The following is a 21,921-nucleotide window of genomic DNA, read 5'->3' on the forward strand; positions in this document are numbered from 1 at the left end:
GCAGTGCCCCCGACCCGACTGCCTTTGCACATGGAGCTTTTATGAAATTTCTTGCACCGCTTGCCTTGCTGACTCTCTGTGGCGTCCTGGCCGCGCCTGTGATGGCCGACGAAGATGCACCGGGCCTGACCGGTTGCGCCGCCAAGAAGCAGGGCATCATCAATCAGCTCGAACAGGCCAAGTCCCGTGGCAACACCGACCAGCAGGCCGGTCTGCAGACCGCGCTGGATGAAGTGACAAAGAACTGCACCGATGCCGGGCTGAAGAAAGAACGCGAAAACAAAGTGCTGGAAGCCAAGCACGAAGTGAGCAAGCGTCAGGCGGATCTCGACAAGGCGATGAAGAAAGGTGATCCGGAGAAGATCAACAAGCGCAAGGACAAGCTCGCCGAGTCGCGCAAAGAGCTGCAGGATGCGCTGGACCAGATCGACAAGTAACCAGCGTTGAATGAGATTTCCTGTGGCGAGGGAGCTTGCTCCCGCTGGGTCGCGAAGCGGCCCCAACTCCATTCAATGGCGCTGCAGCAGACTCAACTCGGTTGAATGGGTTTACGACGGCTGCGCCGCCGAGCGGGAGCAAGCTCCCTCGCCACAATCGTCCGGCAGTCTCCGACAATCAATGATCGCGAAACTCTTTATGGCAAGCGCTGCAGGCATCCTCAACCTTCTGCACCGCCGGCCCGAGGTTGCTGGCCTTGTACGGCTGAACCTTGCTGGCGATCACCAGTTCACCGGTGGCCGCCTCAAGGTTGCGGGCCAGTTCCTGAAAACGTGCCTGCCGCAGCCACACATCGTCCTTGGCACTGGTGTGATCTTCTTCACGCACCTGCGGGAAATGCTTCCACGGTTCATGCGACAACGCATCGAGCTTCACCGCGCCTTCGGCGAATTTCGGCCCGTCGAACGGAATGCGTCCGCGCAACATGCCACCCAGGTCTTCGCCGGTCTTGAGCATCTGTTTGAAGATCGCCTTGCGTTGCCCCAGCGGAGAGTTCGGATCGACGCCGCCACAGGCGGACAAGGTCAGACAGGCCAGCAATACAACAGCAATTCTTTTAAGAGTCATGGTGGCTTCAGGTCACGGAATTCGGCGGCCAGTATCCTCGCGTCGCTGACAAACACCAATAGCCCTATTAAAAATACGGGTTGCCGGAGCGCATGGAGCACTTCGGCAACCGGCACAGGAATCACTCCATGAACAGCCGCTTCAAGGCCTGGCGTCACCCACTGATCGCAACCCTGCCGCTGTTGGCAATTCTTGCCGGTTGCACGGGCGGCGATACCGGCAAACCGAAAACCCACGCCTTGGCTACTTACTCCAGCGCTAGCTGGGAAGCCCTGCCGACCGTATCCGACAGCGATCTGGTCGCCGGTTTCGGTTCATGGCGCAGTGCCTGCACCCGGCTCAAGGCTGATCCGGTCTGGGGCGGCACCTGCGCCGCAGCCGCCAACGTGCCGCAGAGTGCCAACGAGATTCGCGCCTTCCTCAAGCAGAACCTCGACGTGTTCGGGCTACGCGCCGAGCATGACAACCCGAACGGCCTGATCACCGGTTACTACGAACCGGTCTACCCGGGCAGTCTGACGCCCACCGAGGTGGCAAACGTGCCGGTGTACGGCGTGCCGGAAGACATGATCATCGTCTCGCTGGACAGCATTTACCCGGAGCTCAAGGGCAAACGCCTGCGTGGTCGCCTTGAAGGCCGGGTACTCAAGCCTTACGACGACGCGGCGACCATTGAGTCCAAAGGCGTCAAAGCCCCGGTGGTGGCGTACCTGACCGATCCGATGAACCTGCAATTTTTGCAGATCCAGGGTTCCGGGCGGATCCAGACACCGGACGGCAAACAACTGCGCATCGCCTACGCCGACCAGAACGGCCACCCGTATCGACCGATCGGCCGCTGGCTGGTCGAGCAAGGCGAGCTGAAGAAAGAAGATGTGACCATGGGCGCCATCAGCAACTGGGCCAAGGCCAACCCGTCGCGCATCCCGGAACTGCTGGGCAGCAACCCGAGCTACGTGTTCTTCACCCGCAACCCGGACAGCAACGAAGGCCCGCGCGGCTCGTTGAACGTACCGCTGACGGCGGGTTATAGCGCGGCGGTGGACCGCAAGGTGATTCCGTTGGGTAGCCTGCTGTGGCTATCGACCACCCGCCCCGATGGCACGGCGCTGGTGCGTCCGGTCGCAGCGCAGGACACCGGCGGCGCGATTGCCGGCGAGGTGCGTGCGGACCTGTTCTGGGGTACTGGCGATGCGGCCGGGCAATTGGCCGGGGACATGAAGCAGCAGGGGCAGATCTGGATGCTCTGGCCCAAAGGCGCGGCGTTGCCGCAAGTGCCGCAGGTGGCTGATACGGTTAAGGGCAAACCTTAAGCACTTCGGTGCCTGAGCTATCGCCTTCGCGGGCAAGCCCGCTCCCACAGGTATCCATGGTGAGCACAAATCCTGTGTACACCAAAGAACCCTGTGGGAGCGGGCTTGCCCGCGAAGAGGCCAGCAGCAACACCCGAGATTCAGGCAGACACAAAGAAGAACGCAGCAATCAGCCCCATCCCGACAAACCATACCAGCGACCGCAGAATCGCCCAGTCCGCCAGGTAGCAGATGATGTACAGCAGGCGACTGGTGATAAACATCACCGCCAGCACATTCACCGTCACCAACTGCGCGGTGCCTACCAGATGCGCAACGATCACCGCCGCGGCAAACGCCGGGGTCACTTCGAAGCTGTTCAACTGCGCCGCATGCGCCCGTCGGGCCACCCCGTTGAGACTTTCCAGAAAGTCCCGGGGATCATGGTTGTCGCTCAGTCGGTAGCCGCCCACTGCCTTGGCCACGCCCGTGCAGATATAGGGCAGGAAAATCGCGATCAACACGCACCACAGAGCTACCGTCATAAAGCCGTCCTTCTTCAAGTGATAGAAATGGCGGGCAGTCAGAACTTCATCACCAGCATGCCGATCAGCACCAGCCCACAGGCTAAGAGCCGCGGTCTGCCGAAAGGTTCTTTGAGGTAACGCATGCCGAACAGCACCACCAGAATCACGCTGATTTCACGCAGCGCTGCCGCTTCGGCAATCGAGCCCAACTGCATCGCCCACAGCACCAGAGCGTAGCTGAACAACACGCAGAACCCGACCGCCAGGCCCAGCTTCCACTGCTCGCGCCAGAACACCAGGAACGCCGGGCGTTTGGCGACCCACGCCAGCAACGGAAACGGCCAGGCGCTGAGCAGCGTGACCCAGACCAGGTAATCCAGTGGATGCGACCAGCGCCGCAGAGCCTGACCGTCGATGTAGGTGTAGCAGCCGATGCACAGGCCGATCAGCGCCACCACCGGCAGCATCGACCACGGCAGATGCTTGCCGCCACCGCCCTGCCAGAGCAGACAAGCCATGCCCAAGGGAATCAGCATGATCCCGAAGATCTGCTGCGCGGTGAGCACTTCGCCGGCGAAGATCAGGGTCAGCGCCAGCACCACCAGCGGCGACAAGCCGCGCATCAACGGATAAACCAACCCGAGGTCGCCGACCCGATAGGCCTGTATCAGCAGATAGCGATACAGCAGCTCGAATGCTGCCGACGCCAGAATCCACGGCCAGATCTCCAGCGGCGGCAGACTGATGAATGGAAATGCCAGCGCCACGAACAGCAGCGCCACCGTGTCCATGCACGCCACCACCAGCAACCGTTCGGCACTGAACTTGATCAGGGTATTCCACGTCGCATGCAACAGCGCCGCCATTAACACCAGAACTGTCGCCGCCACGTCCCACTCCTTGATTTTTTTGCTGACCCTACACCAATGTCTGCGGCTGACCAACCGAGGGGACTCGATTGTGTCCCCACCCCGAATCAGCCCATCCAACCTTTGCACCGAAGAATCGGGGCGCTGTCTTTCCACCCCCATCCAATGGAGCCCGGATGCTAGAACTTGTCGCCGCTTTTATCTGCCTCACCACCCTTCTCACCTTCGTCAATTACCGCTTCATCGGCCTGCCGCCGACCATCGGCGTGATGGTCACCGCGCTGATGTTCTCCCTGTTGCTGCAAGGCCTGAGCGTGCTCGGTTATCCCGGCCTCGAAGAACGCGTGCAGCAACTGATCGGCCAGATCGACTTCGGCGATCTGCTGATGAACTGGATGCTGTCGTTCCTGCTGTTCGCCGGCGCCCTGCACGTCAACCTCAACGACCTGCGCAGCTACCGCTGGCCGATCGGCCTGCTGGCCACTTTTGGCGTATTGATCGCCACCGCCGTGATCGGCAGCCTGGCCTACTACATTTTTGCCCTGTTTGGCTGGCACGTGAGCTTCCTTTACTGCCTGCTGTTCGGCGCGCTGATTTCGCCGACCGACCCGATTGCGGTGCTCGGCGTACTGCGTACTGCCAATGCCTCAAAGCCACTGAAGACCACCATCGTCGGCGAGTCGCTGTTCAACGACGGCACTGCGGTGGTGGTGTTCACCGTGCTGCTGGGCATCGCTCAGCTGGGCGAGACGCCGACCCTCAGCGCCACGGCCATGCTGTTCGTGCACGAAGCCATTGGCGGCGTGCTGTTCGGCGGGCTGATCGGTTATGGGGTGTACCGGATGATCAAAAGCGTCCAGCAGCATCAGATCACGGTGATGCTGACCCTGGCGCTGGTGATCGGCGGTTCGGCGATGGCCACCGAGCTGCACGTTTCGGCGCCGATTGCGATGGTGGTCGCCGGTCTGATCATCGGCAACCTGGGACGCAACCTGGCGATGAGCGACATGACCCGCAAGTACCTCGACGGCTTCTGGGAGCTGCTCGATGACATGCTCAATGCGCTGCTGTTTGCACTGATCGGCATGGAGCTGTTGCTGCTGCCGTTCAACTGGGCGCACGTGGCGGCGGCCAGTTTGCTGGCGCTGGCAATTCTGCTGTCGCGCCTGCTCACCGTGGCCCCGGCGATCGTTCTGCTGCGGCGCTGGCGCACGGTGCCGCGCGGCACCATTCGCATTTTGACCTGGGGCGGTTTGCGCGGCGGGGTTTCGGTGGCACTGGCGCTGGCCCTGCCATTGGGCCCGGAGCGCGATCTGCTGCTGAGCATCACCTACATCGTGGTTCTGTCGTCGATCCTGCTGCAGGGTCTGACCATCGGCAAACTGGTCAAGCACGCCACCCGTGACGAGCCGGCCACAGCGGCCGAGCCGGCGCACCACTGATCATTTCTTGATCTGCTGCGGATCGGGCTTTTCGGCCTGATCTGCAGCCTGTTTCGCCTTTCCTGTATCTTTCGGCGCGCCGCTCTCGCTGCGGATCTGTGCATGGCTGATCAGGGCGAAGATGAAACTGCCGCCGATGATGTTCCCCGCCAGCGTGGGCCCGGCAAACACCATCCAGAAATCACTCCACGGCAGCTCGCCGGCAAATACCAGATACGACACTTCCGCCGAACCGACCACGATGTGGGTGAAGTCGCCCAGCGCCATCAGGTAGGTGATGAGGATGATGATCCACATCTTCGCGCTCTCCATGGAAGGGATCATCCAGACCATGGTGGCGATCATCCAGCCGGAAACGATGCCTTTGGCGAACATCTGACTGGCGTGGTTTTCCATGACCTTGCGGCCGATTTCAAGGAAGGCGTGATCAGTCTTGCTGTCGAAGATCGGCAGCTCGAGCATCACGTACGCCACCAGAATCGTCCCGCACAAGTTGCCGAACAGGACCACGCCCCACAAGCGGATCAGCCGGCCGAAGTTTTTCAGGGTTGGCTTGGTCATCACCGGCAGAACGGCGGTCAGGGTGTTTTCGGTGAACAGTTGCTGACGGGCGAGAATCACCGCAAGGAACCCGGCGCAGTAGCCGAAGCTGGCGATGACCTTGAATTCATCACCCTCGGGCAGGCGCGAATTGAGCAGACCCATACCCATCAGTGACAGGCCCATGGTCAGCCCGGCGGCGAGCGCCGACCACCACAGTGCGGCGATGCTGCGCTCCAGTTCCTGATCGCCTTGGGTGCGGATGATTTCATGCAGAACCGCCGCGCGGGGCGGCTGGTTTTTCTCGACTTCGTGCTGTTCATCGGTCGAGAGGTTGGGGGTCTTGCCGTCTGTCGGGGTGGTCATGGCGTGGTAACCGGTGGGGGGCTTTCAGCTACGACCCCTGCGGTTCCTGGCTGTTCACTCCCCCCAACCGAAACTATTACCTGTGGCGAGGGAGCTTGCTCCCGCTCGGCTGCGCAGCAGTCGTCTCGTGTTTCAGATAAACAACACTCACCGGTTTTGGGACTGCTTTGCAGTCCAGCGGGAGCAAGCTCCCTCGCCACAATTCACCGACTACTTGGTTACCAGCTCATCTTCCTTGAACTGGTCTTTGACGTACTTGATCTCGGTCCGCCCGTGCGGCGCTGGCAAGCCGTCTTCGCCAAGGTTGACGAAGACCATCTTCTCGACGGTGAGGATGCTCTTGCGGGTGATCTTGTTGCGCACTTCACAGGTCAGGGTGATCGAGGTGCGGCCGAACTCGGTGGCGGTGATACCCAGTTCGATGATGTCGCCCTGGCGCGAGGCGCTGACGAAGTTGATTTCGGAAATGTACTTGGTCACCACGCGCTGATTGCCCAACTGGACGATGGCGTAAATCGCCGCTTCTTCGTCGATCCAGCGCAGCAGGCTGCCGCCGAACAGGGTGCCGTTGGGGTTCAGGTCTTCGGGTTTTACCCATTTGCGGGTGTGGAAATTCATGTTCACTCCTGAGCGTTTGCCGAAAGATGGCGCCATCTTGGCAGACCGGGCGGTCAGGCTCCATGAGCCTTCTACTATGGTCGCTATTAACGATCTTCATCTGGCCGACAGAAACCCTTTGGAAGATCAGTCTAGACGGCTATAATCGCCCCCGTTTCAAAACGGTAACCTTCACTTGCTACCGTTTTCCCGCCACCTGTCCGAGGGGCGCTGCAGCAGGATCAACCTGTCAGGCTCGGATGGGGCGTTGACTGGCCACGGCCGGACACTAAACGCACAACGGCGCCCATTCGCATACATTACGAATGGAGGCTCTTCATGAGCGCTGTTATCACGCCTGCAGATTTTAACGATTACAAAGTTGCCGACATGTCCCTGGCTGCCTGGGGCCGTCGCGAAACCATCATCGCCGAATCGGAAATGCCGGCCCTGATGGGTCTGCGCCGCAAGTATGCTTCCGAGCAGCCGCTCAAGGGCGCGAAAATCCTCGGCTGCATCCACATGACCATTCAGACTGCCGTGCTGATCGAAACCCTGGTTGCCCTGGGTGCCGAAGTACGCTGGTCGTCCTGCAACATTTTCTCGACTCAGGATCAGGCCGCTGCGTCCATCGCTGCCGCCGGCATCCCGGTTTTCGCCTGGAAAGGCGAGACTGAAGAAGAGTACGAGTGGTGCCTGGAGCAGACCATCCTGAAGGATGGCCAGCCATGGGACGCCAACATGATCCTCGACGACGGCGGCGATCTGACTCAGCTGCTGCACGACAAGTACCCACAAGTACTGGATCGCGTTCACGGCGTGACCGAAGAAACCACCACCGGCGTTCACCGTCTGCTGGACATGCTGGCCAAGGGCGAGCTGAAGATCCCGGCGATCAACGTCAACGACTCGGTGACCAAGTCCAAGAACGACAACAAGTACGGCTGCCGTCACAGCCTGAACGATGCGATCAAGCGCGGCACCGACCACCTGCTGTCCGGCAAGCAAGCGCTGGTCATCGGTTACGGTGACGTGGGTAAGGGTTCGGCCCAGTCCCTGCGTCAGGAAGGCATGATCGTCAAGGTTTCCGAAGTTGACCCGATCTGCGCCATGCAGGCCTGCATGGACGGTTTCGAACTGGTTTCGCCGTTCATCGACGGTATCAACGACGGCACCGAAGCAAGCATCGACAAAGCGCTGCTGGGCAAGATCGACCTGATCGTGACCACCACCGGTAACGTCAATGTTTGCGACGCGAACATGCTCAAAGCCCTGAAGAAGCGCGCTGTTGTCTGCAACATCGGCCACTTCGACAACGAAATCGACACCGCTTTCATGCGCAAGAACTGGGCATGGGAAGAAGTGAAGCCACAGGTCCACAAGATCCACCGTACCGGTCCAGGCGCTTTCGACGCACAGAACGACGACTACCTGATCCTGCTGGCCGAAGGCCGTCTGGTGAACCTGGGCAACGCCACTGGTCACCCGAGCCGCATCATGGACGGTTCGTTCGCCAACCAGGTACTGGCGCAGATCTTCCTGTTCGGCCAGAAGTACGCCGACCTATCGCCAGCCCAGAAAGCCGAGCGTCTGACCGTTGAAGTACTGCCGAAGAAACTCGACGAAGAAGTGGCCCTGGAAATGGTGCGCGGCTTCGGCGGCGTGGTCACTCAACTGACCAAGCAACAGGCTGACTACATCGGCGTGACCGTCGAAGGCCCGTTCAAGCCGCACGCTTACCGCTACTAAGTAACCGGCTGCTTTATTTGTCGGACTGGCTTGTTGTGGCGAGGGAGCTTGCTCCCGCTGGGCTGCGAAGCGGCCCCAGGATTTTGGGAGCGCTGCGCGCTCCAGCGGGAGCAAGCTCCCTCGCCACATAAGCACGCTCCTACAGATGAAACATACCGTAGGCTTTCGTGTTTCCAAGGGTATGACCATGTCCCAAGACCGTCGCTACAGCTTCGAGTTCTTCCCGACCAAGACCGATGCTGGGCATGAAAAACTGCTCAACGTTGCCCGTCAGTTGGCAACGTACAACCCCGACTTCTTCTCCTGCACCTATGGCGCTGGTGGTTCGACCCGTGATCGCACCCTCAACACCGTTCTGCAGCTGGAAAGTGAAGTCAAAGTTCCGGCCGCACCGCACCTGTCGTGCGTCGGCGACAGCAAGGACGACCTGCGCGGCCTGCTGAACGAGTACAAGGCTGCCGGCATCAAGCGCATCGTGGCCCTGCGCGGCGACCTGCCGTCCGGCATGGGCATGACCAGCGGCGAGCTGCGTCACGCCAACGAACTGGTTGAATTCATTCGTGAAGAAACCGGCAATCATTTCCACATCGAAGTCGCCGCTTACCCGGAGATGCATCCGCAAGCACGCAACTACGAAGACGATCTCGCCAACTTCGTGCGCAAGGCCCGCGCCGGCGCCGACAGCGCGATCACCCAGTACTTCTTCAACGCCGACAGCTACTTCTACTTCGTCGACCGCTTGCAGGCGCTGGGTGTGGACATTCCGGTGGTGCCGGGGATCATGCCGATCACCAACTACAGCAAGCTGGCGCGGTTCTCCGATGCCTGCGGTGCGGAAATCCCGCGCTGGATCCGCAAGCAGCTGGAAGCTTACGGCGACGACAGCCAGAGCATTCAGCGCTTCGGCGAGCAAGTTGTCAGCGAAATGTGCGAACGCCTGCTGCAGGGTGGCGCTCCGGGGCTGCACTTCTATTCCATGAACCAGGCTGAGCCTAGTCTGGCGATCTGGAATAACCTGAAGTTGCCGCGCTAAGCATTGAAAGAAAGATCAAAAGATCGCAGCCTTCGGCAGCTCCTACAGGGGTGTCGTTGCTGCGATTTTTTGCTTTTGAATCCCCGAATTAGAGCTTGTGCAGGCACTTTCTGGCTCTTTCGCGTTTCTCGTCGTAATCTCAAGCCATGCCTTTGATCGCGCAATTATTCACGGTGCTGGTTTTTGCTTGCCTGAGCTTTGCCGCTCGGGGCGAGAAGTTGCGTATTGTCACCGAGCCGTGGGCACCGTACGTGTACGAAGAGGATGGCAGGAACCTCGGGCTGGACTACGAAACCACCGCCATCGTGTTCAAGCGCCTGGGGATCGAGGTCGAGTGGCAGTTCCTGCCGTGGAAACGCTGCCTGTCGATGCTAGAAACCGGCCAGGCTGACGGCGCGCTGGACATTTTTCACAGCGACGAGCGTGATGCCACCCTGCTTTATCCCGTTGAACCGCTGTCGGACGTCGAGTTCGTGATGTTCTACGCCAACGACCGACCCCATCCGTTCCGCCAGCTCGAAGACCTCAAAGGCCTGACCATCGGCACTTCGCCGGGCTATCTGTATAGCCCGGATTTCAGCCAGTCGACACTGTTCACCCGCGAGCCGGCACCGACCCACGAAGCCAACTTCGGCAAATTGCTGCGCGGACGCATCGACTTGCTGATCACCGATCGCCGCGTGGGTCAGCATTTGCTCGATCAACTGAATATTCGCGATCAGATAACCGAAAACCCCACGGTCATCAGCCGTCAGAGCCAATATCTGGCAGTACGCCGCAATGCCGGGATGGATCTGCTGGTGGCGCGTTTCGGCGCCGAGCTCAAGCGTTTCAAGCGCGAACCGGCCTACGCCGAGCTCAGCGCCCGCTACGGCGCGGCCCCTGCCGATACCGCTCCGCTGGGCAACGCCTCAGCCAGCCGCAAAACCGTTGAGCAGTAGGAAAGCAGCGCGCAGTGATTGCTCTGTTATACTCCGGCGTTCCCGCCAGGCTCACGCCCGGACGCCCGGAACCGTAACAGGCCTCTCGACCCGCTACAGCGCAGCTTTCAGCCCGCGCGAGCGCTCATGACGTGCCTTCGGAACCGCAGCAGGACCGGACGGGATCGCGTCCTCTTAAACGCGATTCGCGCCAGGCAAGACTCCCATTGGGCCAAGCCCTAACTAAAACAGGATTACTCATGTCCTTTGCTTCCCTCGGTCTCTCCGAGGCTTTAGTCCGTGCCATCGAAGATGCGGGCTATACCGAGCCTACTCCGGTGCAACAGCGGGCCATTCCCGCCGTGTTGCAAGGTCGCGACCTGATGGTTGCGGCACAGACAGGTACCGGTAAAACCGGCGGCTTCGCCCTTCCGATCCTGGAGCGGTTGTTCCCCAACGGTCACCCGGACAAATCCCAGCGTCATGGCCCGCGCCAACCGCGCGTACTGGTCCTGACCCCGACCCGCGAACTCGCGGCCCAGGTTCACGAGAGCTTCAAGATCTACGCCCGTGACCTGAAATTCGTCAGCGCCTGCATCTTCGGCGGCGTCGGCATGAACCCGCAAGTCCAGGCCATGTCCCGTGGCGTTGACGTCCTCGTCGCGTGCCCGGGTCGTCTGCTCGACCTCGCCGGCCAAGGCAGTGTTGACCTGTCCCACGTCGAAATCCTCGTCCTCGACGAAGCCGACCGCATGCTCGACATGGGTTTTGTGCACGACGTGAAGAAAGTCCTCGCGCGTCTGCCGGCCAAGCGGCAGAACCTGCTGTTCTCGGCGACGTTCTCCAAAGACATCACCGATCTTGCCGGCAAGCTGCTGCACAACCCGGAACGCATCGAAGTCACGCCGCCGAACACCACGGTCGAGCGCATCGAGCAACGCGTGTTCCGTCTGCCGGCCAGCCACAAGCGTGCCCTGCTGGCGCACCTGATCACCGCCGGCGCCTGGGAACAGGTACTGGTGTTCACCCGCACCAAGCACGGCGCCAACCGTCTGGCCGAGTACCTGGACAAACACGGCCTGCCGGCTGTGGCGATCCACGGCAACAAGAGCCAGAACGCCCGCACCAAAGCTCTGGCCGATTTCAAGGCTGGTGAAGTGCGCATCCTGGTCGCGACCGACATCGCCGCGCGCGGTCTGGACATCGATCAGTTGCCACACGTGGTCAACTTCGAACTGCCGAACGTCGATGAAGACTACGTGCACCGTATCGGCCGTACTGGCCGCGCCGGTCGTTCGGGCGAAGCGATCTCGCTGGTGGCCCCGGACGAAGAAAAACTGCTGAAAAGCATCGAACGCATGACCAAGCAGAAAATCGCCGACGGCGACCTGATGGGCTTCGACGCCAGCACCATCGAGGCCGAGAAGCCTGAAGTGCGCGAGCGCCCGGACATGCGCAACCCGCGCAACTCCCGTGGCCCGCGTGGCGACGGTCCGAATGGCGGCGGTGGTGGCGGCGGCCGCAAGGACAAAGGCAAAGACAAGGGCAAGGAAAAACCCGCCGGCGAACGCGGCGAGCGCCCTGCCCGTCAGCAGAAGCCACGTGAAGGCACGCCGAGCCGCGAACAGCGCCCAAGCCAGCCACCGCGTGCGGCGGCTGATCGTGCACCGGACGAGTTCCTCGACGACGATATCGATAACTTCGGTAACCGCGTGGATTACGTGCCGAAAGCTGCTCCAGCCGGTGGCCGCGGCCGTCGTCCGGGTGCACCGGCACAAGGTGCAGGCGCAGGCGCCCCTCGTGGCGGTCAGTCGCAGGGTCGCCAGAACGGTCCGCGCAACAGCAACGGTTCGAGCACCGGCACCCCACCGGGCAAACGCAGCGGCCCGCGCAACGGTGCTCCGCGTGATGGCCAGGGCCGTCGTGACGAGTCCTCGCGCAACCGCCGCCCGGCTCGCGACGATCAGCAACGCGCCGAACCGGCCGTGCAGAACCCTCGCAGCACCGGGCCGAAGATCATGCACAAGGAATCGAAAGCCGACCGCTTCCCGACACCCGAGCAGCTCGATCAACTGCCGACCCGCCCGCGCGGTGAAAAACCAGCCTTGCTGACCCGCAATCGCTGAGTTATCGCTGCCCTGAAAAATGCCCCGACTCGAAAGAGCCGGGGCATTTTTTATGGATGTCCCAGAACCCGCTTTATGTAGGAGCTGCCGAAGGCTGCGATCTTTTGATCCTGAAAAAACCAACCTCAAAAGATCGCAGCCTTCGGCAGCTCCTACAGGGGCTCCGGATTGTGGCGGGCAATAAAAAACGCCCCCGGCCTTGCGACCGGGGGCGTTTTTGTATGGCGGCGAAAATTACTTCGCTTTCACACCTTCAAACGAGATGTACAGATCGACGTTGTCGGACTGTGGACCCAGGTCCATCATCTTGCCGAAATCAGAGCGCTTGATGCTGGTGGTGCCTTCGAAGCCGGCACGGTAGCCGCCCCATGGATCCTTGCCTTCACCCAGGAACACAGCCTTGACCACGATTGGCTTGGTCACGCCGTGCAGGGTCAGGTCGCCGGTCACGTCTGCAGTGTCTTTGCCAGCGGCGTTCTTGCCGGTGGATTTGACGCTGGTGGAGACGAATTTGGCGTCAGCGTATTTGCCCACGTCCAGGAAGTCTTTGCTGGAGATGTGCTTGTCGCGCTCGGCGTGGTTGGTGAACACGCTGGCGGTTTTCACGTTGAATTCGATTTTGCTGTCTTCAGGCTTGGCGGCGTCAAAGCTGAACTTGCCGTCGATGTCCTTGAAGGTACCGGTGATGAAGCTGTAGCCCAGGTGGCTGATCTTGAAGTCGACGAAAGCGTGCTGGCCTTCCTTGTCGACGGTGTAATCAGCAGCCATCACGTTCGCGGACAGTACGGCAGAACCGATTGCCAGAGCGGCCAGAGTCTTTTTCAACATGCTTTCTTTTCCTTTGAGTCGAGGTTGAATTTCAGGCTTTGCGACCGAGCATTCGCGTCAGGGTCGCATCACGATCGATAAAGTGGTGCTTCAATGCTGCCAACGCATGGAGACCGGAAAAAATTACCAGCGCCCATGCCAGCCAGAGATGAATCACCCCAGCGGTATCTGCCTGATCCGGTAGCCCGGAAACCAGTGCAGGAACTTCAAACAGGCCAAACACCGGGATCCCGACACCGTCTGCGGTGGAAATCAGGTAACCGGCAAGCATCACAGCGAACAGCCCGACGTACAGAAACCCGTGGCCGAATTTCGCGCCGATGCGGGTCATGCGGCTGTAGCTTTGCAGCGTCGGTGGCGGTGGGCTGATAAAGCGCCACAACACCCGCAACACCATCACACCCAGCAGCACCAGACCGATGCTCTTGTGCAGATCCGGCGCGTCTTTGCGCCAGCTGCTGTAGTAATCCAGCCCCACCATCCACAGACCCAGCGCGAACAGTCCGTAGACCGCCAGCGCCACGCCCCAGTGCATGAAGATGCTGACCCAACCATAGCGTGAAGCAGAGTTACGTAGCTGCATTGCCCAAATCCTGTGAGAACTGCGAACCAAGACTAGCGAGTTATCTATCGAATTAAAGCGGAAAATTTCGCTTTGAAAGATCGAGAAATACGATCAAGAGTCTGTAAGTGGCGTGTTAAGGAAAGATTAAAGGCGAAAGTGTCGCGGGGTGTCAGGTGGAAGATCTTGATGATGTGCTGTTTGAACAGGCCTCATCGCGGGCAAGCCCGCTCCCACAGTGGACAATAGCGCACACAAACTCTGCGTTCACCGCAAAACCTGTGGGAGCGGGCTTGCCCGCGATGAGGTTCTCACAGGCAATAAAAAAGCGCGGCCTGAGCCGCGCTTTTCATTCACCGCAAAGCCTTACTGCGCTTTGCTGTCGGTGCTTGCTGCTGGAGCCGGAGCAGCAGCAGGTTTCGCCGCAGGCTTCTTCGCCGGTTCAGCCTTTTTCGCCGCAGGCTTGGCCGGGGCCTTCTTCGCCTCGGTTTTCGCTGCAGGCTTCTTCGCCGCAGGCTTGGCCGCTGCTTTCTTCGCCGGCTCGGCCTTCACCGGAGCGACTGGTTTCGGCGCTTCCACCGGAGCTGGCGCAGGGGCTGGAGCCGGTACAGGCGCTGGAGCCGCTGGCGCTGGAGCCGGCTCAGGTGCCTTCACTGGCTCTGGCTTCTTCTCGTCATCCGAACCGCCAAACAGGTTGCTGAAGAAGTTGCCTTTCTTCGCCGCCACGGCACCCGCCGCGCCTGCCGCTGCTGCGGCTGGAACTACTTTGACCGGCTCAAACGACTTGCCGGCAGCCAGGTCTTCAACCTGACTGGCCGCACGCTGACCGGTGCGCAGCGCGCCTTCCAGCGTGCCCGGGTACAAGGTGTCGGTGTGTTCACCGGCAAACGTTACGCGTTGCAGTGGGCGCTCCCACATGCGCCAGAACTTGCTGATCTGGCCCGGGCCGTAGGCCAGGTAGGCGCCGCCCATCGACGGGTCGGTGCTGTAGCGGCGGATTTCATAGCCGGTGAACGAGCCACGGGCCTGTGGATAAAACGCGTGCAGACGGATCAGCACCTGATCGACCATCTGCTTGTCGCCGAACGCTTGCATCACGCGGGCATTGTCGCCGGACAGGTTGATCACCACGTTGGCGCCACCCTTCAGCGCCGGTTCGATCCAGAGCATGCCCAGACCTGCGTTGCTGTAGATCTCGCCGGACATGCGCGCCTTGCTTTCCCACACAGGCGTCTTGAACTTCAACATGATCTGGTCGCGCCAGCCGTAGTTGGTGCCCTTGATCGCGGCCAGGTGCTGAGCGTCCAGCGCCGGGGTCAGCGCAATCTTGTTCAGTGCACGCAGCGGCACGGCCAGCACCACGTAGTCAGCCTGGTAGCCGACACTGCCGACCTTGACGGTCACGCCATCCTTGTCCTGAGTGATCGCGGAAACCGGCGAGTTGGTCTTGATGGTCTTGATCTGTTTGACGAACGCCTGGGCCAGCACCTGGCTGCCGCCGACCAGACGCGAGGCGCGCAGGTCACGGTCAGAGACGCCACGGTAGACGCGGTTCTGCTGGGCAAAATACAGCAGCGACAGCCGCGAAGGCTCGTCGTAGTGGGTGCGGATGTCCTGGTTGATCAACTGACGCGCTGTGGCCGGCAGGTTCTGTTTGTCGAGCCAGCTCGACACGTTGATCTGGTCCAGTGCATGCAGAGTGTTGGTCGCGGCCGGGTTCTGCGGGTCGTCGATCGAGCGCGCCAGATCGTCGAGGGTTTTCTGGTAGCGCTTCAAGGCATCGGCGGTCGCCGGTTGCTTGGTCGCCAGATCGGCAGCGGAAAAATACTCGCCGTCGATCAGATAACCCGGTGTGCGCACGAATTCAGGGGCCGGCGTGGTGCTCAGCTTGAAGGTCGAGACGTACTTGTTCAGCACCGGCTGGGTCTTGTCGTTGCCGATCCACTCGCTGGTGGCCATGCCCGAGCGACCGCCAAGGCTCGGCTTGGCTTCCAGCAGCGTGACCTGCCAGCCCTTGTTTTGCAGCTCGTAAGCTGCGGTCAGGCCCGACAGGCCGCCGCCGATCACGATTGCGGTTTTATCCTTGGCCAGCGCCGTAACGCTGAACAGCCCCAACATCACCAGCGCACAGGCGCGCAGCCAACCGACAGACATTCAGCGAACTCCGGAAATACACGTAGGAAAAAAGCAGTTTTGCGGGTCAGACGACCCAAAGAACCGCGAAGAATACGTCAGCCATCAAAACGCCGCCAGCGACGTCTATCGGCCCATACAAAGTAGCTCAATCGACGCAATGGGTTGTCCCGACGCGATGCATTGCATAGGCTTGCGCGATTGTTTGCCCGCGCCTGACGCGAGCCGCCTCGAGGAGACTGTAAATGGGCCTGAATAACCAGTGGATGCAACGCGACCTCGCGGTGTTGTGGCATCCCTGCACCCAGATGAAAGACCACGAACAGCTGCCGCTGATCCCGATCAAACGCGGCGAAGGCGTCTGGCTCGAAGACTTCGAAGGCAAGCGCTACCTCGACGCCGTCAGCTCCTGGTGGGTCAACGTGTTCGGCCACGCCAACCCGCGCATCAACCAGCGCATCAAGGATCAGGTCGATCAGCTGGAACACGTGATTCTGGCCGGTTTCAGCCATCAACCGGTGATCGAACTGTCCGAACGTCTGGTGAAGATGACCCCGGAAGGCCTGAACCGGGTGTTCTACGCCGATAACGGTTCGTCCTGCATCGAAGTCGCGCTGAAAATGAGCTTTCACTACTGGCTCAACCGCGGCCAGCCGAACAAGAAGCGCTTCGTCACCCTGACCAACAGCTACCACGGCGAAACCATGGCAGCGATGGCGGTCGGCGACGTGCCGCTGTTCACCGAGACCTACAAAGCGCTGCTGATGGACACCATCAAGGTGCCTAGCCCCGATTGCTACCTGCGCCCCGAAGGCATGAGCTGGGAAGATCATTCACGCAACCTGTTCGCTGCCATGGAACAAACCTTGGCAGAACATCATGACAGCGTGGCGGCAGTCATCGTCGAGCCGTTGATTCAAGGCGCCGGCGGCATGCGCATGTATCACCCGGTGTACCTCAAGCTGCTGCGCGAGGCCTGCGACCGCTATGGCGTGCACTTGATCCACGACGAAATCGCCGTTGGCTTCGGCCGCACCGGCACCATGTTTGCCTGTGAGCAGGCCGGCATCCGCCCGGACTTCCTCTGCCTGTCCAAGGCCCTGACCGGCGGCTACCTGCCGCTGGCGGCGTGCCTGACCACCGACGAGGTTTACAGCGCGTTCTACGACGACTACCCGACCCTGCGCGCCTTCCTCCATTCGCACAGCTACACCGGCAACCCGCTGGCCTGTGCGGCGGCGCTGGCGACGCTGGATATCTTCGAGCAGGACCACATCATCGAGAACAACCAGGCCTTGGCCCGGCGCATGGCCTCGGCCACTGCGCATCTGGTCGATCACCCGAATGTCTCGGAAGTGCGGCAGACCGGGATGGTGCTGGCGATCGAGATGGTCAAGGATAAAGCCACCAAAGAGGCCTACCCCTGGCAGGAACGCCGTGGCCTGAAGGTGTTCCAGCATGCGCTGGAGCGCGGCGCGCTGCTGCGACCGCTGGGCAGTGTGGTGTATTTCCTGCCGCCGTACGTGATCACCCCGGAGCAGATCGACTTCCTCGCCGAAGTCGCCAGCGAAGGCATCGACATCGCCACACGGGACAGCATCAGCGTGGCGGTGCCGAAGGATTTCCACCCGGGGTTCCGTGATCCGGGCTAAGCCTTCGCTTTGCCCCCTGTGGCGAGGGAGCTTGCTCCCGCTGGAGGCCGAAGGACTCCCTATCCCGAGCGATGCGGTATTACAGACATACCGCGCTGACAGGATTTGCGACTGCTGCGCAGCCGAGCGGGACGGTGCGACGATTCGACAAGCTCCCCCGCCACAAAAGCAAGACATCAGTAAGCCATCACTCTGAGCCAATTTTTAGAGACCCACCATGAGACTGTCCCGCTTCTTTATCGACGCCCCCCTGAGCACCGGCGAACACGAACTGCCGGAAGCCCAGGCGCATTACATCAGCCGCGTGCTGCGCATGGCCGAGGGCGATGCGGTGCAGTTGTTTGACGGTTCCGGCCATGAGTTTCGCGGCGCACTGGTGGAAGTCGGCAAGAAACGCGTCGTCGTGCAGATCGACGAGCAACTGGCCGGGCAGATCGAATCGCCGCTGCAGATCCACCTCGGCCAGGGTCTGTCCCGGGGCGAACGGATGGACTGGGCGATCCAGAAAGCCACCGAGCTGGGCGTGACGGAAATCACCCCGATCTTCAGCGACCGCTGCGAAGTGCGCCTGAAGGACGAACGCGCCGACAAACGCCTGCTGCACTGGCGTCAGGTGGCGATCAGCGCCTGTGAGCAGTGCGGTCGTTCGCGGGTACCGGTGATTCATCCGCCGGTGTTGTTGGCGGACTGGATCAAGCAGACCGAAGCCGAACTGAAACTGGTGCTGCACCCGGTGGCCGAGCCGTTGGTCAGCCATGCCAGACCGGCGACGCTGGCGTTTCTGATCGGGCCGGAGGGTGGTTTGTCAGATGCCGAGGTCGAGCAGGCCAAGGGCAACGGCTTCCATGCGGCACGCCTTGGGCCGCGGGTGCTGCGCACCGAAACGGCGCCGGTGGTTGCACTGGCGGTGGCTCAGCAGCTTTGGGGTGACTTCTAGGGCCCCATCGCTGGCAAGCCAGCTCCCACAGGAATGAGGTTGGAACACGCTGATGTGTTCAACATAAAAACCTGTGGGAGCTGGCTTGCCAGCGATTGGCAGCAACTCGGTCTACAAGACATAAAACAGAATCGCCACAAAGTGCAGCAGACTCCCGGCGATCACAAACAGATGCCAGATCCCGTGCGCATGACGCAACCGGTGATCCAGGGCAAAGAAGATGATGCCCACGGTGTACAGCACCCCGCCCGACGCCAGCCAGGCAAAGCCTGCCGTGCCCAGCGCTGCGATCAACGGCTTGACCGCCACCAGCACGATCCAGCCCATCACTGCGTAGATCACGATCGACAGGATCCGCGCCTCCGAGCGTGGCTTGATCTCTTGCAAGATGCCGATCAGCGCCAGCCCCCAGACAATTCCGAACAGCGTCCAGCCCCACGGTCCGCGCAGCGTCACCAGACAGAACGGCGTGTAGCTGCCGGCGATCAGCAGGTAGATCGAAAAGTGATCGACCTTCTTCATGATCGCTTTCTTGCGCCCGCGCACGCTGTGGTACACGGTCGAGGCGCTGTAGAGCACCAGCAAGGTAAAGGCGTAGATCGCCACACTGACAATCTTCCACGGACTGCCGTCGAGGCTGGCAATCACCAGCATCCACACGCCGCCGATAAACGCCGCCACTGCCCCGACCAGGTGCGTCCAGGCGTTGAGTTTTTCCCCGTGATACATGTGTCGCTCACCTCAAGATTCGTTCCGCAACGCGCAAGGCTCGGCCCTTGAGCGTAATAGCGCAATGTTTCTGTTCAAAGCCAGGATCAAAAGATCGCAGCCTGCGGCAGCTCCTACAGGAAGATCGCATTCCACAGGTAGGAGCTGCCGAAGGCTGCGATCTTTTGCTCTTCAAGGCACAATCGACGCATTCTAAAAAGAGTCCGCGCCATGCTGATCGACGAAGAATTGACCCTGAAAAAACTCGAGGTGTTCCTCGCCTTCATGCGCACCGGCAACCTGGCGCGCGCCGCTGTCGAGTTGCAGACCAGCAATGTCAGCGTGCACCGGGCGATTCATTCGCTGGAAAGCGCCCTGCGCTGCCCGCTGTTCAAGCATGAAGGGCGCAACCTGACGCCGCTGGAAAGCGCCTACGTGCTCGAAGAGCGCGCGCAGAAGCTGATTCAGGACGTGGTCGAAAGCGTGCGCCTGACTCGCGAAGCCGCCGGGTTCTCCGCTGAACGCTTCAAGCTCGGCTCGCTGTATTCGCTGACGGTGAAAACCGTACCGCAGTTGATCATGGGCCTGAAGATCCGCCGCAGCGAACTCAACATCGACCTGATTCTCGGCTCGAACATCGACCTGCTCTACAAGCTGAAGAACATGGAAGTCGACGCGATTCTGGTGTCGCTGGACGACACGGTCAGCGATCCGGACTGCGAGCAGATTCCGCTGTTCTCCGACGATATTTTCCTCGCCACGCCGGCAGATTCAAGGTTCGCCCAGCGTCAGGAAGTCGATCTGGCTGAAGTGCGCGACGAAACCTTTATCACCCTGACCCAGGGCTTCGCTACGCATCAGGACGGCATTCGGGTGTTCAAGCAGGCAGGCTTCGAGCCGAAGGTGGCGATGCAGGTCAACGACATCTTCACCCTGCTGAGCATGGTCAGTTCGGGGGTGGGTTATGCGTTGCTGCCGGGAAGGATTGCGGCGGTGTACGAGAACCGCGTGAAGCTGATTCCGTTGCAGGAGAAGTATCGCTTGCAGCAGCACATTGGCGTGGTGTTCTTGAAGGCCAAGGAGCGTGATCCGAATCTGCTGGCGTTGCTGGCGGAGTGTCGGATGTATGCGAATCGGCAGGCTGGGGTTTAGAACAAGAGCAACCCCCTCACCCCAGCCCTCTCCCCCAAGGGGTAGAGGGGGAAAGGGAGCAGATCGGGGGCTTTTCAAAACCTGAGTTCGACTCAGGAATTTCAGGTCGGCGTACCTCCAACATCCACCTCGGTCAGTCCCCTCTCCCTCCGGGAGAGGGCTAGGGTGAGGGGCTTTTGAACTTCAGCCCACAATCCCGCGAACAATGAAGAACAACAGCGAAGGCCCAAGCAAACAGCCAAGCCCGGTGTGGAACGTAGCGGTCAACGCCCCGTAAGGCACCAACCGCCGATCCGTCGCCGCCAGCCCCGCGGTCACCCCGCTCACCGTCCCGGCCAGACCACCAAACACCATCGCCGAACGCGGGTTATCCAGGCCCATCCAGCGCGCCGCGACCGGCGTGCCGACCATCACCAGAATCGCCTTGATCAACCCGGTGGCAATCGACAACGCCATCACATCCGAAGTCGCGCCAATCGCCGCGCCGGTCACCGGGCCGACGATGTAGGTCACCGCACCGGCGCCGATGGTGGTCATGCTCACCGCATCGCGATAGCCGAAAGCCCAAGCCATGCACGCGCCGACAATGAACGGCAGGATGGTCCCGAGCAGCAGCGCGATCACGCCGATCAACCCGGCCTTCTTCGCCTCGGTCGCCTGCACTTCAAATGCGGTGGCAACAATCGCGAAATCACGCAGCATCGCCCCGCCCATCAGGCCGATGCCGGAGAACAGCGTCAGATCCGCCAGGCCTTTCTGGCCGCCCGTCATAGTGCCACCAACCCAGGCCAGCACCAGACCGATGACGATGGCAATCGCCGAGCCGTGAATGCGCCCGAAGGTCAGACGTTTGGAGAGAATCACCGAGACCCACATGATCACACCGACGAAGGCGAACGCGGTGATCAGGCCGTTGTGTTCCAGACCGTTTTCAATGAGTGCCCACATGTCAGCGACCTCCTACAGGCGTGCCGACCGGAGTGACTTCCACCGGTTCGTCGGGCAACGGTTCGCCCTTGTGGGTGCGGCTGATCAGAGCAATGGTGCAGCCACACACCACCACCGATCCGATGGCCGCCAGCACCGCCACCGGGCCGCCGTGCAGGGCGGTGACGACGTTCTGTTGCGCGGCCATCGCCACCACCACCGGAATGTACATCGCGCCCCAGAAGCCGACGCCCATCTCGCAATCCTTGGTCATGCCGCCGCGTTTCTGCATCCACAACCGCGCGCAGATCAGCAGGATCATGGCGATGCCGACCCCGCCGACGTTGGATTTGACGCCCAGCAACACGCCGAGCATGTCACCCATGATCACCCCTGCCAGCGTACAGATCGCCAACAGCGCCACACCGTAAATAATCATTGTTGTAGTCCTCAAAGTGCATCGTCGAATGTTGTTTTTGTTGTTCGAAGCCTGAGT

The 21,921-nt window shown here is 60.9% G+C and carries 21 protein-coding genes and 1 riboswitch; of the genes, 10 read left to right on the plus strand and 11 right to left on the minus strand.

From position 1 onward, the window contains the following. The first annotated feature begins 41 nt into the window (after window positions 1-41). Complete coding sequence (locus ABV589_RS12665; protein ID WP_007961884.1) at window positions 42-437, plus strand: DUF1090 domain-containing protein; 396 nt, start codon at window positions 42-44, stop codon at window positions 435-437. 178 nt (window positions 438-615) lie between these two features. Here ABV589_RS12665 and ABV589_RS12670 read toward each other — a convergent pair whose 3' ends face one another. Continuing rightward, entirely contained in the window at window positions 616-1,065 is a 450-nt protein-coding gene (locus ABV589_RS12670) for a cytochrome c (RefSeq protein ID WP_007961886.1), read from the minus strand. 128 nt (window positions 1,066-1,193) lie between these two features. Here ABV589_RS12670 and ABV589_RS12675 point away from each other — a divergent pair, with 128 nt between their 5' ends. After that, entirely contained in the window at window positions 1,194-2,378 is a 1,185-nt protein-coding gene (locus tag ABV589_RS12675) for an MltA domain-containing protein (protein WP_367086051.1), read from the plus strand. Window positions 2,379-2,518: 140 nt separating this feature from the next. Here ABV589_RS12675 and ABV589_RS12680 read toward each other — a convergent pair whose 3' ends face one another. Then, a complete protein-coding gene (locus ABV589_RS12680) occupies window positions 2,519-2,902 on the minus strand; it encodes an MAPEG family protein (protein ID WP_367086052.1) in 384 nt (127 codons plus the stop codon). 38 nt (window positions 2,903-2,940) lie between these two features. Further along, a complete protein-coding gene (locus tag ABV589_RS12685) occupies window positions 2,941-3,774 on the minus strand; it encodes an EamA family transporter (RefSeq protein WP_108588980.1) in 834 nt (277 codons plus the stop codon). 155 nt (window positions 3,775-3,929) lie between these two features. Between ABV589_RS12685 and ABV589_RS12690 the strand changes: the two genes are divergently transcribed. Continuing rightward, the gene (locus ABV589_RS12690; RefSeq protein WP_367086053.1) at window positions 3,930-5,195 is read left to right on the plus strand and encodes a sodium:proton antiporter; all 1,266 of its coding nucleotides are present in this window, start codon (window positions 3,930-3,932) and stop codon (window positions 5,193-5,195) included. On the opposite strand, the gene ABV589_RS12695 is transcribed toward ABV589_RS12690, so the two are convergent. Then, window positions 5,196-6,101 carry a formate/nitrite transporter family protein gene (locus tag ABV589_RS12695; protein ID WP_367086054.1) on the minus strand — a complete coding sequence of 302 codons (906 nt, stop codon included), beginning with the start codon at window positions 6,099-6,101 and terminating at the stop codon, window positions 5,196-5,198. Window positions 6,102-6,311: 210 nt separating this feature from the next. Continuing rightward, window positions 6,312-6,719 carry a hotdog domain-containing protein gene (locus ABV589_RS12700; protein ID WP_003229043.1) on the minus strand — a complete coding sequence of 136 codons (408 nt, stop codon included), beginning with the start codon at window positions 6,717-6,719 and terminating at the stop codon, window positions 6,312-6,314. Window positions 6,720-6,915: 196 nt separating this feature from the next. Then, window positions 6,916-7,014: riboswitch (S-adenosyl-L-homocysteine riboswitch) on the plus strand. 23 nt (window positions 7,015-7,037) lie between these two features. Between ABV589_RS12700 and ahcY the strand changes: the two genes are divergently transcribed. From ahcY to ABV589_RS12720, 4 genes are all read left to right on the plus strand, one after another. Next, window positions 7,038-8,447, plus strand: coding sequence for an adenosylhomocysteinase (gene ahcY, locus ABV589_RS12705; RefSeq protein WP_007959684.1), 1,410 nt, complete (start codon window positions 7,038-7,040; stop codon window positions 8,445-8,447). A gap of 187 nt (window positions 8,448-8,634) precedes the next feature. Beyond that, entirely contained in the window at window positions 8,635-9,480 is an 846-nt protein-coding gene (gene metF / locus ABV589_RS12710) for a methylenetetrahydrofolate reductase [NAD(P)H] (protein ID WP_108591836.1), read from the plus strand. A 146-nt stretch (window positions 9,481-9,626) separates the two neighbouring features. Next, window positions 9,627-10,421 carry a transporter substrate-binding domain-containing protein gene (locus ABV589_RS12715; RefSeq protein WP_367086055.1) on the plus strand — a complete coding sequence of 265 codons (795 nt, stop codon included), beginning with the start codon at window positions 9,627-9,629 and terminating at the stop codon, window positions 10,419-10,421. A gap of 239 nt (window positions 10,422-10,660) precedes the next feature. Continuing rightward, the gene (locus tag ABV589_RS12720) at window positions 10,661-12,526 is read left to right on the plus strand and encodes a DEAD/DEAH box helicase (RefSeq protein WP_367086056.1); all 1,866 of its coding nucleotides are present in this window, start codon (window positions 10,661-10,663) and stop codon (window positions 12,524-12,526) included. A gap of 234 nt (window positions 12,527-12,760) precedes the next feature. Here the strand turns inward: ABV589_RS12720 and ABV589_RS12725 are convergent, their stop codons facing one another. From ABV589_RS12725 to ABV589_RS12735, 3 genes are all read right to left on the minus strand, one after another. Next, entirely contained in the window at window positions 12,761-13,354 is a 594-nt protein-coding gene (locus ABV589_RS12725) for a YceI family protein (RefSeq protein WP_346609180.1), read from the minus strand. A 31-nt stretch (window positions 13,355-13,385) separates the two neighbouring features. After that, complete coding sequence (locus tag ABV589_RS12730) at window positions 13,386-13,937, minus strand: cytochrome b (RefSeq protein WP_007962073.1); 552 nt, start codon at window positions 13,935-13,937, stop codon at window positions 13,386-13,388. Between the two features lie 345 nt (window positions 13,938-14,282). Continuing rightward, window positions 14,283-16,070 carry a flavin monoamine oxidase family protein gene (locus ABV589_RS12735; RefSeq protein WP_007962074.1) on the minus strand — a complete coding sequence of 596 codons (1,788 nt, stop codon included), beginning with the start codon at window positions 16,068-16,070 and terminating at the stop codon, window positions 14,283-14,285. Window positions 16,071-16,294: 224 nt separating this feature from the next. Between ABV589_RS12735 and ABV589_RS12740 the strand changes: the two genes are divergently transcribed. Both ABV589_RS12740 and ABV589_RS12745 read left to right on the plus strand, forming a co-directional pair. Next, window positions 16,295-17,701 (plus strand): adenosylmethionine--8-amino-7-oxononanoate transaminase, encoded by a 1,407-nt coding sequence (locus ABV589_RS12740; RefSeq protein ID WP_367086057.1) that lies wholly within the window; start codon window positions 16,295-16,297, stop codon window positions 17,699-17,701. Between the two features lie 217 nt (window positions 17,702-17,918). Continuing rightward, window positions 17,919-18,638 carry a 16S rRNA (uracil(1498)-N(3))-methyltransferase gene (locus tag ABV589_RS12745; protein ID WP_367086058.1) on the plus strand — a complete coding sequence of 240 codons (720 nt, stop codon included), beginning with the start codon at window positions 17,919-17,921 and terminating at the stop codon, window positions 18,636-18,638. Window positions 18,639-18,749: 111 nt separating this feature from the next. Here the strand turns inward: ABV589_RS12745 and ABV589_RS12750 are convergent, their stop codons facing one another. Next, window positions 18,750-19,367: a hemolysin III family protein gene (locus tag ABV589_RS12750; RefSeq protein ID WP_007964065.1), complete on the minus strand. Its 618-nt coding sequence runs from the start codon at window positions 19,365-19,367 to the stop codon at window positions 18,750-18,752. A 210-nt stretch (window positions 19,368-19,577) separates the two neighbouring features. Between ABV589_RS12750 and ABV589_RS12755 the strand changes: the two genes are divergently transcribed. Continuing rightward, window positions 19,578-20,498, plus strand: a complete 921-nt coding sequence (locus ABV589_RS12755) for a LysR substrate-binding domain-containing protein (protein ID WP_367086059.1) — start codon at window positions 19,578-19,580, stop codon at window positions 20,496-20,498. A 183-nt stretch (window positions 20,499-20,681) separates the two neighbouring features. On the opposite strand, the gene madM is transcribed toward ABV589_RS12755, so the two are convergent. Both madM and madL read right to left on the minus strand, forming a co-directional pair. Then, entirely contained in the window at window positions 20,682-21,446 is a 765-nt protein-coding gene (gene madM / locus ABV589_RS12760; protein ID WP_123588956.1) for a malonate transporter subunit MadM, read from the minus strand. 1 nt (window position 21,447) lies between these two features. Beyond that, on the minus strand, window positions 21,448-21,864 hold the full coding sequence (gene madL, locus ABV589_RS12765) for a malonate transporter subunit MadL (RefSeq protein ID WP_003229065.1): 417 nt from the start codon (window positions 21,862-21,864) through the stop codon (window positions 21,448-21,450). Between the last annotated feature and the right edge of the window lie 57 nt (window positions 21,865-21,921).

It is taken from the genome of Pseudomonas sp. HOU2 (assembly GCF_040729435.1).
Taxonomy (GTDB): Bacteria; Pseudomonadota; Gammaproteobacteria; order Pseudomonadales; family Pseudomonadaceae; genus Aquipseudomonas.

Bases quoted from the DNA above. Each gene is read 5' to 3' on its own strand.
- ABV589_RS12730 (WP_007962073.1), bottom strand. From the start codon at position 13,937: ATGCAGCTACGTAACTCTGCTTCACGCTATGGTTGGGTCAGCATCTTC.
- ABV589_RS12735 (WP_007962074.1), bottom strand. From the start codon at position 16,070: ATGTCTGTCGGTTGGCTGCGCGCCTGTGCGCTGGTGATGTTGGGGCTG.
- ABV589_RS12680 (WP_367086052.1), bottom strand. From the start codon at position 2,902: ATGACGGTAGCTCTGTGGTGCGTGTTGATCGCGATTTTCCTGCCCTAT.
- ABV589_RS12725 (WP_346609180.1), bottom strand. From the start codon at position 13,354: ATGTTGAAAAAGACTCTGGCCGCTCTGGCAATCGGTTCTGCCGTACTG.
- ABV589_RS12675 (WP_367086051.1), top strand. From the start codon at position 1,194: ATGAACAGCCGCTTCAAGGCCTGGCGTCACCCACTGATCGCAACCCTG.
- ABV589_RS12695 (WP_367086054.1), bottom strand. From the start codon at position 6,101: ATGACCACCCCGACAGACGGCAAGACCCCCAACCTCTCGACCGATGAA.
- ABV589_RS12665 (WP_007961884.1), top strand. From the start codon at position 42: ATGAAATTTCTTGCACCGCTTGCCTTGCTGACTCTCTGTGGCGTCCTG.
- ABV589_RS12745 (WP_367086058.1), top strand. From the start codon at position 17,919: ATGAGACTGTCCCGCTTCTTTATCGACGCCCCCCTGAGCACCGGCGAA.
- ABV589_RS12700 (WP_003229043.1), bottom strand. From the start codon at position 6,719: ATGAATTTCCACACCCGCAAATGGGTAAAACCCGAAGACCTGAACCCC.
- madM (WP_123588956.1), bottom strand. From the start codon at position 21,446: ATGTGGGCACTCATTGAAAACGGTCTGGAACACAACGGCCTGATCACC.
- ABV589_RS12690 (WP_367086053.1), top strand. From the start codon at position 3,930: ATGCTAGAACTTGTCGCCGCTTTTATCTGCCTCACCACCCTTCTCACC.
- ahcY (WP_007959684.1), top strand. From the start codon at position 7,038: ATGAGCGCTGTTATCACGCCTGCAGATTTTAACGATTACAAAGTTGCC.
- ABV589_RS12670 (WP_007961886.1), bottom strand. From the start codon at position 1,065: ATGACTCTTAAAAGAATTGCTGTTGTATTGCTGGCCTGTCTGACCTTG.
- ABV589_RS12720 (WP_367086056.1), top strand. From the start codon at position 10,661: ATGTCCTTTGCTTCCCTCGGTCTCTCCGAGGCTTTAGTCCGTGCCATC.
- ABV589_RS12740 (WP_367086057.1), top strand. From the start codon at position 16,295: ATGGGCCTGAATAACCAGTGGATGCAACGCGACCTCGCGGTGTTGTGG.
- ABV589_RS12755 (WP_367086059.1), top strand. From the start codon at position 19,578: ATGCTGATCGACGAAGAATTGACCCTGAAAAAACTCGAGGTGTTCCTC.
- ABV589_RS12750 (WP_007964065.1), bottom strand. From the start codon at position 19,367: ATGTATCACGGGGAAAAACTCAACGCCTGGACGCACCTGGTCGGGGCA.
- metF (WP_108591836.1), top strand. From the start codon at position 8,635: ATGTCCCAAGACCGTCGCTACAGCTTCGAGTTCTTCCCGACCAAGACC.
- madL (WP_003229065.1), bottom strand. From the start codon at position 21,864: ATGATTATTTACGGTGTGGCGCTGTTGGCGATCTGTACGCTGGCAGGG.
- ABV589_RS12715 (WP_367086055.1), top strand. From the start codon at position 9,627: ATGCCTTTGATCGCGCAATTATTCACGGTGCTGGTTTTTGCTTGCCTG.